Annotated in this window: 11 protein-coding genes; 7 read left to right on the top strand and 4 right to left on the bottom strand. The window is 57.6% G+C overall.

The features are described 5' to 3' along the window. Positions 1 to 118: 118 nt before the first annotated feature. The 7 genes from Q1A00_RS15220 (at position 119) to Q1A00_RS15190 (ending at position 7,088) form a co-directional block, all read left to right on the top strand. Entirely contained in the window at positions 119 to 874 is a 756-nt protein-coding gene (locus Q1A00_RS15220; RefSeq protein WP_298403732.1) for a glycosyltransferase family 2 protein, read from the top strand. 30 nt (positions 875 to 904) lie between these two features. Further along, positions 905 to 1,363 carry an EamA family transporter gene (locus tag Q1A00_RS15215; RefSeq protein ID WP_298403729.1) on the top strand — a complete coding sequence of 153 codons (459 nt, stop codon included), beginning with the start codon at positions 905 to 907 and terminating at the stop codon, positions 1,361 to 1,363. A 34-nt stretch (positions 1,364 to 1,397) separates the two neighbouring features. Continuing rightward, the gene (locus Q1A00_RS15210; protein WP_298403727.1) at positions 1,398 to 2,000 is read left to right on the top strand and encodes an SIS domain-containing protein; all 603 of its coding nucleotides are present in this window, start codon (positions 1,398 to 1,400) and stop codon (positions 1,998 to 2,000) included. 2 nt (positions 2,001 to 2,002) lie between these two features. After that, entirely contained in the window at positions 2,003 to 3,097 is a 1,095-nt protein-coding gene (locus Q1A00_RS15205) for a DegT/DnrJ/EryC1/StrS aminotransferase family protein (RefSeq protein WP_298403724.1), read from the top strand. A gap of 93 nt (positions 3,098 to 3,190) precedes the next feature. Continuing rightward, on the top strand, positions 3,191 to 4,537 hold the full coding sequence (locus Q1A00_RS15200) for an NAD(P)/FAD-dependent oxidoreductase (protein ID WP_298403721.1): 1,347 nt from the start codon (positions 3,191 to 3,193) through the stop codon (positions 4,535 to 4,537). Between the two features lie 8 nt (positions 4,538 to 4,545). After that, on the top strand, positions 4,546 to 6,024 hold the full coding sequence (locus Q1A00_RS15195) for a sugar transferase (protein WP_298403719.1): 1,479 nt from the start codon (positions 4,546 to 4,548) through the stop codon (positions 6,022 to 6,024). Positions 6,025 to 6,053: 29 nt separating this feature from the next. After that, positions 6,054 to 7,088, top strand: a complete 1,035-nt coding sequence (locus tag Q1A00_RS15190) for a Gfo/Idh/MocA family oxidoreductase (RefSeq protein ID WP_298403717.1) — start codon at positions 6,054 to 6,056, stop codon at positions 7,086 to 7,088. Positions 7,089 to 7,133: 45 nt separating this feature from the next. Here Q1A00_RS15190 and Q1A00_RS15185 read toward each other — a convergent pair whose 3' ends face one another. The 4 genes from Q1A00_RS15185 to Q1A00_RS15170 all read right to left on the bottom strand — a co-directional run bounded on the left by Q1A00_RS15185 (position 7,134) and on the right by Q1A00_RS15170 (position 13,974). Beyond that, a complete protein-coding gene (locus tag Q1A00_RS15185) occupies positions 7,134 to 8,699 on the bottom strand; it encodes an ATP-dependent acyl-CoA ligase (protein ID WP_298403714.1) in 1,566 nt (521 codons plus the stop codon). Positions 8,700 to 8,969: 270 nt separating this feature from the next. After that, a complete protein-coding gene (locus tag Q1A00_RS15180; protein ID WP_298403711.1) occupies positions 8,970 to 9,440 on the bottom strand; it encodes a hypothetical protein in 471 nt (156 codons plus the stop codon). A 6-nt stretch (positions 9,441 to 9,446) separates the two neighbouring features. Further along, positions 9,447 to 11,084, bottom strand: a complete 1,638-nt coding sequence (locus Q1A00_RS15175) for a hypothetical protein (RefSeq protein WP_298483242.1) — start codon at positions 11,082 to 11,084, stop codon at positions 9,447 to 9,449. After that, the gene (locus tag Q1A00_RS15170; protein ID WP_299757612.1) at positions 11,077 to 13,974 is read right to left on the bottom strand and encodes a PAS domain S-box protein; all 2,898 of its coding nucleotides are present in this window, start codon (positions 13,972 to 13,974) and stop codon (positions 11,077 to 11,079) included. Before Q1A00_RS15170 ends, Q1A00_RS15175 begins: the two co-directional genes overlap by 8 nt. Positions 13,975 to 14,129 lie beyond the last annotated feature (155 nt).

The raw sequence follows: 14,129 nt of genomic DNA, 5'->3' as shown, positions 1-14,129 counted from the left end.
CTAATCTTCAGAGCATCTTTAGCTCATACATCGATAATTTGACTGGCATTGGAGTAGCGCTTTCTATTCAACACCTTGCTCTCGCTCATCACCGGCGCCTGTTTACGAGGAGAAGGTCATGACCGGATACGACATATCGATTGTGATCCCCTGCTACAACGAAGCTGAAGGCATGGATGCAATGCACGAGCGGCTCACGCAGGCGTTGGCCACCCTCCGCGAGCGCGGACGGATTCAACTCGTGCTGGTCAATGATGGCAGCCGTGACGGCACTGGCGAATTGCTTGAGCAGACCTTTGGCGGCTGGCCCGATACAGTGATTGCGCATCACGCCACTAATCGCGGCTTAGGGGCCGCCTTGCGCACCGGCTTCGCACATGCCACGGGTGACGTGATTGTTACCTGCGATAGTGATGGCACCTACCCATTCAGCGAGATCCCGGCGCTGCTCAACCGGTTAACGCCCGATGTCGATCTGGTGACAGCGTCGCCGTATCACGCAGACGGCGGGATCGAGAACGTGCCAGCCTACCGGGTCTTCATCAGCAAATCTGCTTCGCTCTGTTATCGCGTGCTGGTCAATCCGCGCATCCACACCTACACCGCTCTCTTCCGCGCTTGCCGGCGTGAAGTCATCGAACGGGTCACCACGTATGCCGACGGATTTTTGATGGTGACTGAATGGTTGGTTGAAGCGATCCTCAGCGGTTATCGGGTCGCCGAATACCCAACCACGCTGCGGGTGCGGCAGTACGGGCAATCGAAAGCGCGGGTGTGGCAAATCACGAAAACCCACCTACGGTATATGGCCGGCATTCTGCGCCGCCGATTATGGGCGCAACCGCGAACCAAAGCGCTACCACGCAGCCACTAACCAATGGCTGCGAGATGATGGGAGAAACGCATGCAACAGGTGGAAGAACGCACGATTGCAACGACCGCACTAGCAGACGCCACAGAAACCGAGCAACCAACGCCACGAAAGGGCAAACTGGCTATGAGCACGATTATGCTGATTTTGATTGCCACTGCGCTAGGGGTGATCGGTCAGATGATGCTAAAGCAGGGGATGGGATCGATGGGGCCATTGGCGCTGACATTAGACACGACTCCCAGCATTGTTTGGCGAATCGTCACCTCGCCGATGGTGATTGGCGGTCTACTGATCTATGGCATCGGCACCTTCTTCTGGCTGATCACTCTCTCGCGAATCGAACTCAGCGTGGCCTACCCGTTCGTGAGTCTCAACCATATCATCATCTTCCTATTGGCATGGCTTGTGTTGCACGAACAGGTGAACCCGCTGCGCGCCGCTGGCGTGATAGTGATCTGCGCCGGTATGTTGATGGTTGCGCGCTCCTAGCTATCGTTCACATCACCGTATTGGGGGGAGGATCATGAACACACTCACGTCATACTTTGACCAAATTCGCCAGACGCTTGAGCAGTTGCCGCAGGCGTCGCTGCAACAGGTGGCTGATGCGCTGTGGGCAGCGTATAAACGCGATGCCACCATCTTTGTGTGCGGGAATGGCGGTAGCGCCGCGACTGCCTCGCATTTTGTCTGCGATTTGGCGAAGTGGACGATCAAACCATCAGTGCGCCGGGTGCGCGCGATCGCCCTCACCGACAATGTACCGCTCATTACCGCATGGTCGAACGATCAAAGCTATGCCGATGTCTTCGTCGAGCAATTAAAGGCGCTCTATCGCGATGGCGATATCATCGTCGCCATTTCGGGCAGCGGCAATTCGCCGAACGTGGTGCGCGCCATCGAGTGGGGTAATGTAGTTGGCGCTGTCACCATTGGCCTGACCGGCTTCAACGGCGGACGCCTGCACCAGATTGCGCAGATCGGTCTGCACATCAATAACCACGTGATGCCGCAAGTAGAAGATATTCACAGCACTATCTGCCACGCGCTAGCGGTCAACTTGGGCCAGCAGATTGAACTGTCGCTCCAGCCGGCAATCTTGCAGACAGTTGAAGTAGGAGGTTAGCGATGATCCCGGTTGCCCGTCCTCTGATTGGGCGCGAAGAAGAAGAGGCCGTCCTCGCCGTGTTGCGGTCGGGTATGATCGCGCAAGGGCCGGAAGTGGAGCGATTCGAGACCGAATTTGCCGCGTTATGCGGCACGCGCCATGCCGTTGCCGTGATGAACGGCACCGTCGCGCTGTACCTCGCGCTCTTGGCCCACAATATCGGGCCGGGTGATGAAGTGATCACGACACCATTCAGCTTCATCGCCACCGGCAACAGCATCCTGATGGCTGGCGCGACACCAGTGTTCGTTGATATCGATCCGCACACCTACAACATCAATCCCGATCTGATCCCCGCTGCGATCACCTCGCGGACGCGGGCGATTATGCCAGTGCATCTCTACGGGCAACCGGCTGATATGGCGCCGATAATGGAGTTAGCGCAGCGGTACCATCTGGCCGTGATCGAAGATGCCGCGCAAGCCATCGGCGCTACTTACCGCGGCAAACCAGTCGGCAGCTTTGGGGTTGGCTGTTTCTCGCTCTACGCCACGAAAAACGTGACTAGTGGTGAAGGCGGCATGATCACGACTAACGATCCGGCCATTGCCGAGCGGTTACGGTTGCTGCGCAACCATGGCAGCCGGGTGCGCTACTACCACGAACTGCTTGGTTATAACTTCCGGATGACCGACTTGCAGGCTGCGATTGGCCGGGCGCAATTGGCCAAGTGCGATCGCTTCAATTCAAAACGAATCGCGAACGCCGCGTTTCTAAGCGAACAGATTCGCCACTCCGCCGTGATTACGCCCTTTGTCCAGCCTGATGTGCGGCACGTCTTCCACCAGTACACCATCCGGGTATTAGGTGATCGCGACGCAGCGATCAAGCAATTGAATGCAGCCGGCGTCGGCACGGCCATCTTCTACCCGCTGCCGATCCCGCAACAACCGCTGTACCGCAAGTTGGGCATTGAAGCCGAAACCCCAGTAGCTGATCGGGTGGCGCGTGAAATTATCGCTTTGCCGGTGCATCCGGCATTGAGCGACGACGAGCTACACCAGATCGCAGCAGCGGTCAATGCATTGACTGTGAGCGATCCGGTGACTGCCTAGCGACGTTGTAAAACCAATACCTGCGATGACCGGCCTTGCCGCTGCTAGCGGCGGGAAATGGGCAACGGGGGTCAAGAAAGGGAGATGCAATCAATGGTCGATATTATCGGCGGCGGCATTCTCGGGCTAAGCCTTGCGTATGAGCTGCTCAAGCGCGGCACACCGGTACGGGTGTGGGAGCGCGCCAGCACGCTTGGCGGGCTCATGGGCCGCACGCGCTTTCCTGAGCTTGGCGGGATGGAGTGCGATCGCTACTATCACGCGATCCTCAGCAGTGATCGCACCCTGATGAACCTGTTTGATGAGCTTGGACTGCGCAGCCGCTTGCGCTATACCGCGACCAAGATGGGCTTTTACCACAACGGCAACATCTACCCGATGTCAACGCCGTTGGAGTTTCTGCGCTTTCCGCCACTGCGTATGATCGATCGTCTGCGCCTCGCTTACACCATTCTTGCCTGCCGCCAGATCAAAGACTGGCGCCGTCTCGAACAACTCCCGGTCGCCGAGTGGCTCACCCGTCTCAGTGGTGAACGCACGGTGCGTCATGTGTGGGCGCCACTGCTACGAGCCAAGTTCGACGGCGATTTTAGCCAAGTGCCGGCCACCTACATCTGGTCACGGCTAGTGCGCACGACCGATACCCGCACCAAAGGCGGCAGCCAAGAGTTGATGTGCTACCTGCCCAATGGCTATCAAGAATTGATTGATGCGCTGGCGGCGGCTATCCGGCAGCGCGGCGGCCAGATCGAACTGAACGCGACAATCGACACGATCAAAGTTGAGGATGGGCGCGTCAGCGGGCTGGTTGTCAATGGTCACGAAATCTCAGCCGACCATGTGGTGATTACGGCCCAAACCCCAATCGCCCGCCGGTTGTTGCCGCCGGAAGCGGCAGCCGTATCAGCACGGTGGGGCCAACTCGACGGCTTTTTGGGCATTGTTTGCATGCTGGTCGTGCTGCGCCGCCGGCTGACGCCCTACTACACACTCAATATCACCGACGAGCGCATTCCGTTCACCGGCGTCATCGAGACGACCAACTTGATCGATCCGCAGTACGTGGGCGGGTATCATCTCGTCTACCTGCCGAAATACGTCGCCGCCGACAGCCGGTTTGCCCGTATGCCTGATGATGAGTTGCGTCACGTCTTCCTTGGCTATCTGCGGCAGATGTTCCCCGATCTGCGCGACGATGAGATCGCTGCGATCCGGATCGGGCGGGAACGGTATGTGGAGCCAATCCACCCCATTGGCGCAACCGACTTGATCCCGCCGATCACCACTGACATTCACGGTCTTTTCCTTGCCAATACCGGCCAAATCTACCCGCAACTCACCAACGGCGAATCGGTTTGCGCCTTTGCGCGCTCGGTAGCAGGACAGATTCAGCCGATCGTTACCCAGCATCCATCGGCAGCCGCTTTATCACTTGCCTGAGGTGACGTATGAGCCTGACCAGTGTTGAGCTAACCAAAGTAGCTGCTACTCATTCCGACCGCGAGGCGATCTCGTACCGGAAGCTGGCTCTGATCGGCACGCTGATGGTAGGCGACGCAGCGGTGATTACCTTGAGCTTCCTACTCGCGTATGCGGTGCGCTTTTTCACCAACTTGCCCATCTTCGCCGAAGGCGCAATGCAACCAGAGTTTTATAGTCTCTTGATTGCAATGCTGGTGCCCGGCTGGATCGCGCTCTTTGCGATGCATGGACTGTACCAGCACACGGCGCTGTTCAACGGCACCCACGAATACAATCAGGTCTTCAATGCCGCCAGTAAGGGGATGTTGTTGGTCGTCATACTTACCTTCTTCTTGCCGGATATCGTCGTGGCTCGCGGCTGGCTGGTGATGAGCTGGATCCTCTCGTTTAGCTTAACGATCGCGTGGCGGTTCGGCTTTCGCCGCATCGTGTACTGGTTGCGGCGGCGTGGCCATTTGCTTGAGCGCGTATTGTTGGTCGGCGCTACTGAAGAGGGCCGGGCCATTGCCGAGCAGTTGCTGGCCGAACAACGGGCTGGCGCGCAGATTGTGGGCTTTATTGATGACCGGTTGCCGGTGGGAAGCGACGTGATCGCTGGCAAGGCGCGGATATTGGGGACAACACGTGATTTTGTGCAACTGGTCAAAGAACAAAACGTTGAGACGATTATTATTGCCGATACCAACTTGATCCGCGAACACCTGATCAACCTCAACGGCGCCATGGATCTGCTGAACCAACTCGAAGTGCGGCTAGCGCCGGGGCTGTTTGACCTGCTTACGATTGGCGTGCAGGTACGCGAGCAAGGGGCAGTACCGCTGTTAAGCCTCAACAAGACGCGCATTACCGGCTTGCATGCAATTGGCAAGACGATCATCGACCGGGTAGGAGCGCTGGTTGGCCTCATCTTGCTCGCACCGCTGTTTCTGATCGTTGCAATCGCGATTAAGCTTGATAGTCCCGGCCCGATCTTCCACCGCCGGCGCGTGATCGGAGTCGGCTACCGCGAGTTCGATGCGTTCAAGTTCCGCACAATGTACGTTGACGGCGACCAGCGCCTCACGCCGGAACAGCGGGAAGCATTACAAACCCACGGTAAGCTGAAGGACGATCCCCGGATTACGCCGATCGGTCGCTTTTTGCGCCGCACGAGCATCGATGAACTCCCACAACTCTTCAATGTGTTGCTGGGTCAGATGAGCTTGGTTGGGCCACGCATGATCACCACCAGCGAAATGCACCATTTTGGGCGCTGGCAGCATAACTTGTTGACTGTGCGACCGGGCTTAACTGGGTTGTGGCAGATCAGTGGGCGGAGCAATCTCGGTTATGAGCATCGCGTCCGGCTCGATATGCACTATATCCGCAACTATTCGATCTGGTTAGACCTGTTGATTATCTATCGCACTATCCCGGCGCTCTTGAAGGGTGAAGGAGCGTATTGATTATACGTCATAGGACGGGGAGGGGAGCAATGGAACAACGGACACTACGGGCAGCGGTGATCGGAGTCGGCAGCATGGGGCGCAACCATGCGCGCGTCTACGCGAGCCTACCGGGGGTCGAACTGGTAGCGGTCTGCGACACCAATATCGCCGCTGCGAACAGTCTGGCCAGCATCTACCGCTGTCACGTGTACACCGATTACCACGATATGTTGAGTAGCGAAGATCTCGATCTCGTGTCAGTAGTGGTGCCAACCAAATACCACTTTGCGGTGGCGAGCGCAGTGATTAGTCATGGTGTGCATGTGCTGATTGAGAAACCGATTGCTGCGACCGTCGAGCAGGGTTGGATGCTGATCGAGGCAGCGCAGCGGCAAGGCGTGATCCTCACCGTTGGCCACATCGAGCGATTTAACCCGGCGATCATCGCGCTGAAAGAGCAATTGAACAACCACGAGTTAGGCAATCTGTTCCAGATTATGTCACGCCGAGTCGGCCCCTTTCCAGCCCGGATTATGGATGTCGGCGTCGTGGTTGATCTCGCAACGCACGAGATCGATATTCTCAACTACCTGATCGGCTCGCCGATCATGCGGATGCATGTCGAGTTGCACCGCCACTTACATCAGAGCCATGAAGACATGCTCTCGGCGCTGCTGCGGTTTGAAAATGGTATGATCGGTGTGCTCGACATTAACTGGCTGACGCCAACCAAAATCCGCGAACTGAGCGTCATCGGCGAGCGGGGGATGTTCGTCGCCAACTACCTTACCCAAGACCTGACCTTCTACGAGAACGATTCGTGCCAAGGGCGGGCGTGGCCGGAATTGGCGTTGATTGGAGTCAGTGAGGGACGTAGTATCCGGCTGAAGGTGCCGCGACGCGAACCGCTGTATGAAGAGCTGCGCAGCTTCTGCGCAGCAGTGCGAAACGGCACCGAGCCGGCTATCAGCGGTGAGGCAGGTGTGGCGGCGCTGGCAATTGCCAATCAGATCGTCGAGGTTGGCTTGCGCGAACAACCGGCGGCAGGACTGATCGAGCGGGCGTTGGCCGTAGGGATATAGGGCGGGTCTGGTACGGGCGGGTTTCCAACCTGCCCGCACCCTATCTCACCGCGATCGCTTGATCCGGTAGCCAGCGGCTTCGCGATCCCATGCGTTACCAACCCCCTCAGCTTTAAGTTTGTACTTCTCAACCCGCTCGGTAGCCGTTTTGGGTAAGCTGTCGCGGAATTCGATGTAGCGCGGCACAGCAAAATAGGCCAGCCGTTCTTCGCACCAGCGCACCAACTCGAGCGGATCGAGCGTCGCGCCGGGGCGTAGCACCACCACCACCTTAACCTCTTCCTCACCCAATTCGCTCGGCACACCAACTGCGGCGCTCTCAAGCACGGCGGGATGCGTATTGACTGCTCGCTCAACTTCCCACGAGGAAATATTCTCGCCTCTCCGCCGGATTGACTGCTTGATCCGGTCGATGAAGATTGCGTAACCCGCCTCATCGAGCTGGCCAAGATCGCCGGTATGGAACCAGCCGCCGCGCATTGCCGTCGCCGTCTGCTCAGGCTGCCGGTAATACCCCATCATAATGAGGTTCTCGCGCTGCGGGCGAATCGCAATCTCACCGGGGACGCCGGGCGGGAGCGGGGTGTCATCGGGGCCAACGATCGCCAATTCAAATCCCGGCATAGCAACGCCGAAGGTTCCTACCCGCACCGCATCGCGTGGGTTAGCGACGCAAAAGCCGGCAGTCTCGGTCAGACCATAACCTTCGATGATCGTCAAACCAAACCGCTCTTCAAACGCACGCCACAGATCGGGTGGGGTTGCTGCGCAGGCCGCTATGCGCACCCGGTGGGCGAGGTCATCGGGAGAGGGCGGCTGTTTCATCAAGATCGGGATCATCGCGGCTAGCAGATTGCAGATGGTCGCCCCCAAATCGGCCAATTGCCGCCAATAACGTGAGGCGCTGAATTGTTCGAGCAGCGCGATGGTTGTGCCGCGATAGATCGCCGGCAACACGGTATGGGCCTGCGCATTGATATGAAAGAGCGGCAGACTAGTACCGAAAACATCATCCGCCGTCGCCCCAATCATCACATCAGCAAAGAGCGCTGCCGAGTGGAGATAGGCGTGATGGTTGAGCATGACCCCCTTGGGCGGGCCGGTGGTACCAGAGGTGTAGAGAATGCTGTGTAGATCAGTGGCATGGCCGGGGGTGGGATCGGCATGCCGCGCTGCGGCGAGCATTGTGTGCCATGCGAAACAATCCGGTGCGGTGACAGTACCTCGCACTAGCAGATGGCGCAGTTCGGGCAGTTGTTCGTGCAACGCCGTGATACGTTCAAGCAACGACTGCTCGATCACCAACACCTTTACGCCAGCATGTTCGAGAATGTAATGCAACACATCGCCTTTGAGGTGAATGTTGATCGGCACTGTCACCGCCCCAAGGCATGCACAACCAAACCATGCCCAGAGATAATCGGGCGTATTGCCAAGCATTAGCGCCACCCGATCACCGGAGCGTACACCGAGATCGGCCAAGACACCGGCGGCGCGCCGGGCCAGTTCGGCTGCCTCGGCGTAGCACCACTGCTGATCGGCAAAGCGGAGGAAGACGCGATCAGGCTGGCGTTCGGCCTGAGCCACCAGAGTATGCCAGAGTGTGTTCATAGACATATCGGTACAATTAAACGCGGCTTATACGGCTATTGTACCTCATGTGAGGCGAAAGGTGTCCCCCCACCCGGGGAGGGGAGATGGGCGGAATGTATTCCGCCCTACATTCAGGGCGGGTGGTGCTAGGAGGGTGCTATGGATTCCACCCCCGTCGAGCCGTTGGACGAGGAGATGTCCCCTCACCCCCGGCCCCTCCCCCACCCGGGGAGGGGAGATGGGCGGAATGTATTCCGCCCGGCGATTCGGGGAACTTTGCCCCTCACCCTAGCCCTCTCCCTGTTGGGGAGAAGGGGAAGGGGATGGTGCTGCCTCCATCAACGCGCGTTCGCCCATAGCGGCCAGCAACTGCTCATCGCGGCAATCGCTACCGACGCTCAGAAACGCCAACCAACCCACACCAGCAACCACCAGCGCCAACGGCAGCCACGATGCGCCGAACGCCGGCCAGAACGCGCTGAGGGTAGCAACCGCACCGCTACCATGCAATTGATACCATTGCACGCCTAGGCCCATCAAGCCAAACGCGCTGACTTGCAACGGGCGTAGACGCGGACCATCGATCCGGCACGAGACAGCCTTCCGTTGGCGCCAATGGGCAATCACCCCGCCGCCGATCAAGCTCACGGCCACACCTATGCCGCCACCACCGGGGCCAAGCGCCAGCTCTAACCCGATCGCGACCAGCAACCCCGCTATGATGGCCATACTCCAACGCACCCACCGATAGACAAACATCGTATGCTACTCCAATTTCACCGGCCCCAACTCAGCCTCAAGCACATTGAGCGCAGTGCGCAACACCTTAATCCGAGCATACTTCTTATCTTCCGCCTCAACGATCGTCCACGGCGCAAACGGCGTGCTGGTGCGCAATAGCATCTCATCGGCTGCTTCGAGATAGAGCGGCCACTTTTCACGGTTGCGCCAGTCTTCATCGGTCAATTTCCATGCCTTATACGGCACATTTTGGCGCTCGGTAAAGCGGCGCAACTGCTCTTCGGGACTAATGTGCAGCCAGAACTTAGCAATAATTGCGCCGAAATCAACCAATTGGCGCTCGAACTGGTTAATCTCGGCATAGGCGCGCCGCCACTCATCGGGCCGGGCAAAGCCTTCGACTCGTTCGACCAGCACCCTCCCATACCACGAACGATCAAAGACGGCGAACTGGCCGCGGGGCGGTAATCGACGCCAAAAACGGTAGAGGTAGTGGCGTGCTTTGTCATCGCCAGCCGGCGCGGCAATTGCATGGACAGTATATGCCCGTGGATCGAGTTCGGCGGTTAGGCGTTGGATAGCACCACCTTTGCCGGCGGCATCCCAGCCTTCGAACACGAACACGACTGGCCGTTTCTGATGGTAGACTTGCAAACCGAGCAGATACAGTTTGGCCTGCAACTGTTTCAACTCGCGGTGATACACATCATCATCAAGGCGCAAACTCAGATCGACCCGCCGCAACGGCCCAGCAGCGCGCAGCAGTGGCGCAGCAGGAGTGGTAACAACTGGCGTTGGAGCCGGTTCGAGCTGGTGATTCGCTGTGGCAACAGGCATAGAAACCACGGCTGCCGGTTTGCCATCAGCCGCGCCTATCGCTGGCATCCGGATCGCCACATTATAGCGTCGCAACCCTACACCACTATCATCAATACTGGCACCGCGATTGGCGGCGGTAATACCCAACCGGCTTTCCAAGGCTCCCACAATAACTTGCAGCACGGTCAAGCGGGCATAGCGTTTATCAGCCGCCGGAACAATGTGCCACGGCGCAAAGGCGGTATCGGTGCGAGCCAGCATCTCTTCAACGGCGCGGTAGACCCGCTGGTAGTGCCGGTTCTGCCAGCGATCCTCTTCCGTCACCCGCCACGCATTGAGCGGATCAGTCAATAGCTTGGCAAACCGGCGTGACTGCTGTTTCTTGGTAATGTGCAGCCAAAATTTAAGAATGAGCGCGCCATCATCAGCCAATTGGCGCTCGAAGATTGCCGCATCTTCGCAGCGGGTGCGCCACTGATCGCGGTCGCCGTTGGTCGTGTAGGCGGCCAGTAACTCGCGATACCACGAACGATCAAAGAAGGTCATCTGGCCGTAGCTTGGCACCTTCAGCCAGAAACGGTACAACCACGGATACTGTTGCTCGTAGGTGCGCGGCGGTGTAATCGAGTGGACACGAAAGCCACGCGGATCGAGACGGCGGGTCAAGGTGGCGATTGTACGCGCTTTAGCGGTACCGGCCCAGCCTTCAAACACGAAGATGGTCGGGATGCGGGCATCAAGCAACATCTGCTCAAGATCAAAGAGTCGCGCCTGCAATTCGGGAGCAGTCTGCTGATATTCCTCTTTGCCGAGCGTCACATCAGTACTACAGCGATCAAGCATAGTTTAATTCCTCGCTGATAAACCCGTCCCACGTATAACCATTCTCAGCATAGAGTGCTAAAAACACTTCAACCACTTGCGGATCGAAATGGCGGCCCGCCTGTTCGCGAATATAGGCCAGCGCGCATTCCGGCGGCCATGCCGCCCGATATGGCCGATTACTGGTCAGCGCATCATAAACATCAACGACAGCAAAGATGCGAGCTGCCAACGGTATCTCCTCGCCGCGCAAGCCGCGCGGATAGCCGGTACCGTCCCATTTCTCGTGGTGGCACCATGGAATTGCAAGAGCGGGGGCAAGAAAATTGATTGGGCGCAACAATTCAACAGCTAAGGCGGGATGGGTGCGCATAATCGCCCATTCCTGCTCGTCGAGCGGGCCGGGCTTATTCAAAATTGCATCAGGAATGCCCATCTTGCCAATATCATGCAACAATGCGCCCCACCGGATATGCACGATCTCTTCGTCCGAAAAGCCCATCCGCTCAGCAATACGCACTGTTAATTCGGTGACACGACGCGAATGGCCTTCGGTCTCGTGATCGCGTAAATCAAGGGCGCGCGCCCAGCCCTCGATAGTTGCATCATACGCAGCCCGCAATTTATCATGGGCATGTTGCACCTGTTCAAAGAGATCGATACGGCGCAGTGCATTACCCACCCGTTCGGCAGCGGCAGCCAAGAGATCAACGATGAATGCCGAAATCGAACGAGCGCAGATCAATGTTGCCACCGCATGGCAATGATGATGCGCACAATCAAAGCAACGGAACGAGACAACAACAATTTCACCAGTAGGTGCCAGCCCAGCAGGAGCCGGCTTGCGCCACACTGGACAATCTATCCATTGCTGCTCCCAGTGCGACAACCAATCAGCCAAGCCAGTAAACAGTGAGGGATCGCCAAATACTTGCTCGATCTGCCATGTCTCGTCCGTCTGCCGCCACAAGGCTACCGCATCAGCTTGGGTAATGGTGTGAAGCTGCTGTACCAACACCAAGGCCAACTCGGCCCAGTTTTGGGCCGCACGCATGACCTCGTTTAAAGCGTTTATAATCGTCTGCTTCTGCTCGCGTTGCACCCGCTCGGAAATATCTTGCTTCACGGCAATGAAATGTTCGATTACGCCATCGCGCTTGACCGGCGTAATCGTCATCTCTTCATGGTACAGCGAACCGTCTTTGCGACGATTGATCAACTCGCCACGCCATGACTGACCGCTCAGGATTTGCGCCCACATTGCGGCGTAAAACGCCCGATCCTGCTGCCCTGAACGCAATAAGCGGGTATGCTGGCCAAGCATCTCGGCCACCGAATAGCCGGTCAAGGTTGTAAACGCCGGGTTTGCCCATTCGATGGTGCCATTGGTATCGGTAATCACTATCGCCTGCGCCGACGCATTTAGCGCCGTTCGCAGCAAATCGAGCTCAGCTTGGGCTTTTCTACGTTCGCTTATATCGCGGATCACGCTCAACAACACTCGTTCGTTGCCAATATCGGCGCCGATCGAACTCACCTCAACCGGAAACACGCTGCCATCGCGACGCAGATGCAAAGTCTCAAACAAAATGCCTTGCATATTGGCCTGATTCATCTGATCACGCACGATCTGGCGCGTCTCAGGCGCGCACAAGTCATAGATCGTCTGGGCGCAAAGTTCAGCCCGGCTATAGCCATATACGCGCTCGGCAGCAGCGTTGGCTTCAAGAATTCGACCATCGCTCGCCCGGATAAACAGCACAATATCGCGGGTATAGGCGCTCAGCAACTCATAACGCGCCAGCCGGGCCGCCGCTTCGACCTGCGCCGTCACATCGCGTGCAATCCCTTCGACGGCGCCATCAACCACCACAAAGCGCACATCAAGCCAAACATACCGCCCGTCGTTCCGGCGGGTGTATAGCTGGATCTGGCCGCGGCCTTGGGCGATCAGATGTTTCGCCTGCTCGATCTGCGATTGATCAATGAATGCACTAACCGCTGGCATCTGCGTGAGCAATTGTTCCGGCTCATACCCAAGAATGTCGCGCACTGCTGGATTAACCAAATCAAGCTGCGACTGCGGCGCGAGCGCATAGCGAAAGATAATATCCGGCGCTTGTTCGGCCAGACGGCGAAAACGGGCTTCGCTCTGCTGAAATGCTGCTTGCGCCGCGTCGCGTTCAGTTGCGCGTTTACGTGACTCGATAATGTGGGCTAGGTTGCCGGCCAATAGCATGCCAATATCGATCACCGTTTCACTGAAAAAGTCCGGCTGTTCAGCGTACAGATTCAGCGTTCCGATCACCCGACCATCAATATACAACGGCAACGCCGCCGACGATCGCAACCCGCGCGGCAAGGCAGCGTCACGCCAAGGTTTCATGCGCGGATCGGTCGCAATATCGGCGGCGACCACTGGCTGGCCGAACCGCAAACTCGTGCCGGTCGGCCCGCAACTCCGCTCGGCGTCATCTAACCGGATCTGCACCACATCCACGTAATCGCTGGCCGGCCCCCAGCGCGCGACCGGCACTACCTGCTGCGTTGCCGGATCAACTAGTCCGATCCATGCAAGGCGTAAGTCAACCTCTTCGACCGCCAACCGGCACACTTCCTGTTCGAAGAGTGGTGATGGCGGCGCATTGATGGACAGTTGATGCAAGCGGGTGGCTAAACGGCTCAGGCCGCGTTGCAAGTCGATTTGATGCCAAAGCTGGGTAATAAGGCTATAACCGAACAAGGCGCTGGCGGCGATAAAGCCAATATCGAGCGGCAATCGCGTCCAAGATAGTAGCGTTTGATCGTGCCGCATCCAGAGATGCATGATCAAGAGCCACATCGTCGCGAGCAGGATATAACCGCCGGTGAAGCGAACAAGGTATTGGGCTGAAAGCGATTTATTCTTCATAGCATCACCAGCGCAAGGTGGGTGCTTGCGTGATGGTATTGTAACAAATTGATGCAGCGAAAAACGTACCAATTAAGCTGTTATGAGCACAATTGTCGCAACTCGCCGTAGCTAAATAGAAATGTTATGGAAAGATTAGTGGCGTATAATACATC

The organism is uncultured Chloroflexus sp., assembly GCF_938091255.1.
In the GTDB taxonomy this organism is placed as follows: domain Bacteria; phylum Chloroflexota; class Chloroflexia; order Chloroflexales; family Chloroflexaceae; genus Chloroflexus.
This window is presented reverse-complemented; position numbering and strand designations above follow the sequence as displayed.

What these genes read in the sequence shown, in the direction of transcription:
- Q1A00_RS15215 (WP_298403729.1), top strand. Translation starts at nt 905, where the DNA reads ATGCAACAGGTGGAAGAACGCACGATTGCAACGACCGCACTAGCAGAC.
- Q1A00_RS15200 (WP_298403721.1), top strand. Translation starts at nt 3,191, where the DNA reads ATGGTCGATATTATCGGCGGCGGCATTCTCGGGCTAAGCCTTGCGTAT.
- Q1A00_RS15180 (WP_298403711.1), bottom strand. Translation starts at nt 9,440, where the DNA reads ATGTTTGTCTATCGGTGGGTGCGTTGGAGTATGGCCATCATAGCGGGG.
- Q1A00_RS15185 (WP_298403714.1), bottom strand. Translation starts at nt 8,699, where the DNA reads ATGAACACACTCTGGCATACTCTGGTGGCTCAGGCCGAACGCCAGCCT.
- Q1A00_RS15195 (WP_298403719.1), top strand. Translation starts at nt 4,546, where the DNA reads ATGAGCCTGACCAGTGTTGAGCTAACCAAAGTAGCTGCTACTCATTCC.
- Q1A00_RS15205 (WP_298403724.1), top strand. Translation starts at nt 2,003, where the DNA reads ATGATCCCGGTTGCCCGTCCTCTGATTGGGCGCGAAGAAGAAGAGGCC.
- Q1A00_RS15190 (WP_298403717.1), top strand. Translation starts at nt 6,054, where the DNA reads ATGGAACAACGGACACTACGGGCAGCGGTGATCGGAGTCGGCAGCATG.
- Q1A00_RS15210 (WP_298403727.1), top strand. Translation starts at nt 1,398, where the DNA reads ATGAACACACTCACGTCATACTTTGACCAAATTCGCCAGACGCTTGAG.
- Q1A00_RS15220 (WP_298403732.1), top strand. Translation starts at nt 119, where the DNA reads ATGACCGGATACGACATATCGATTGTGATCCCCTGCTACAACGAAGCT.
- Q1A00_RS15170 (WP_299757612.1), bottom strand. Translation starts at nt 13,974, where the DNA reads ATGAAGAATAAATCGCTTTCAGCCCAATACCTTGTTCGCTTCACCGGC.
- Q1A00_RS15175 (WP_298483242.1), bottom strand. Translation starts at nt 11,084, where the DNA reads ATGCTTGATCGCTGTAGTACTGATGTGACGCTCGGCAAAGAGGAATAT.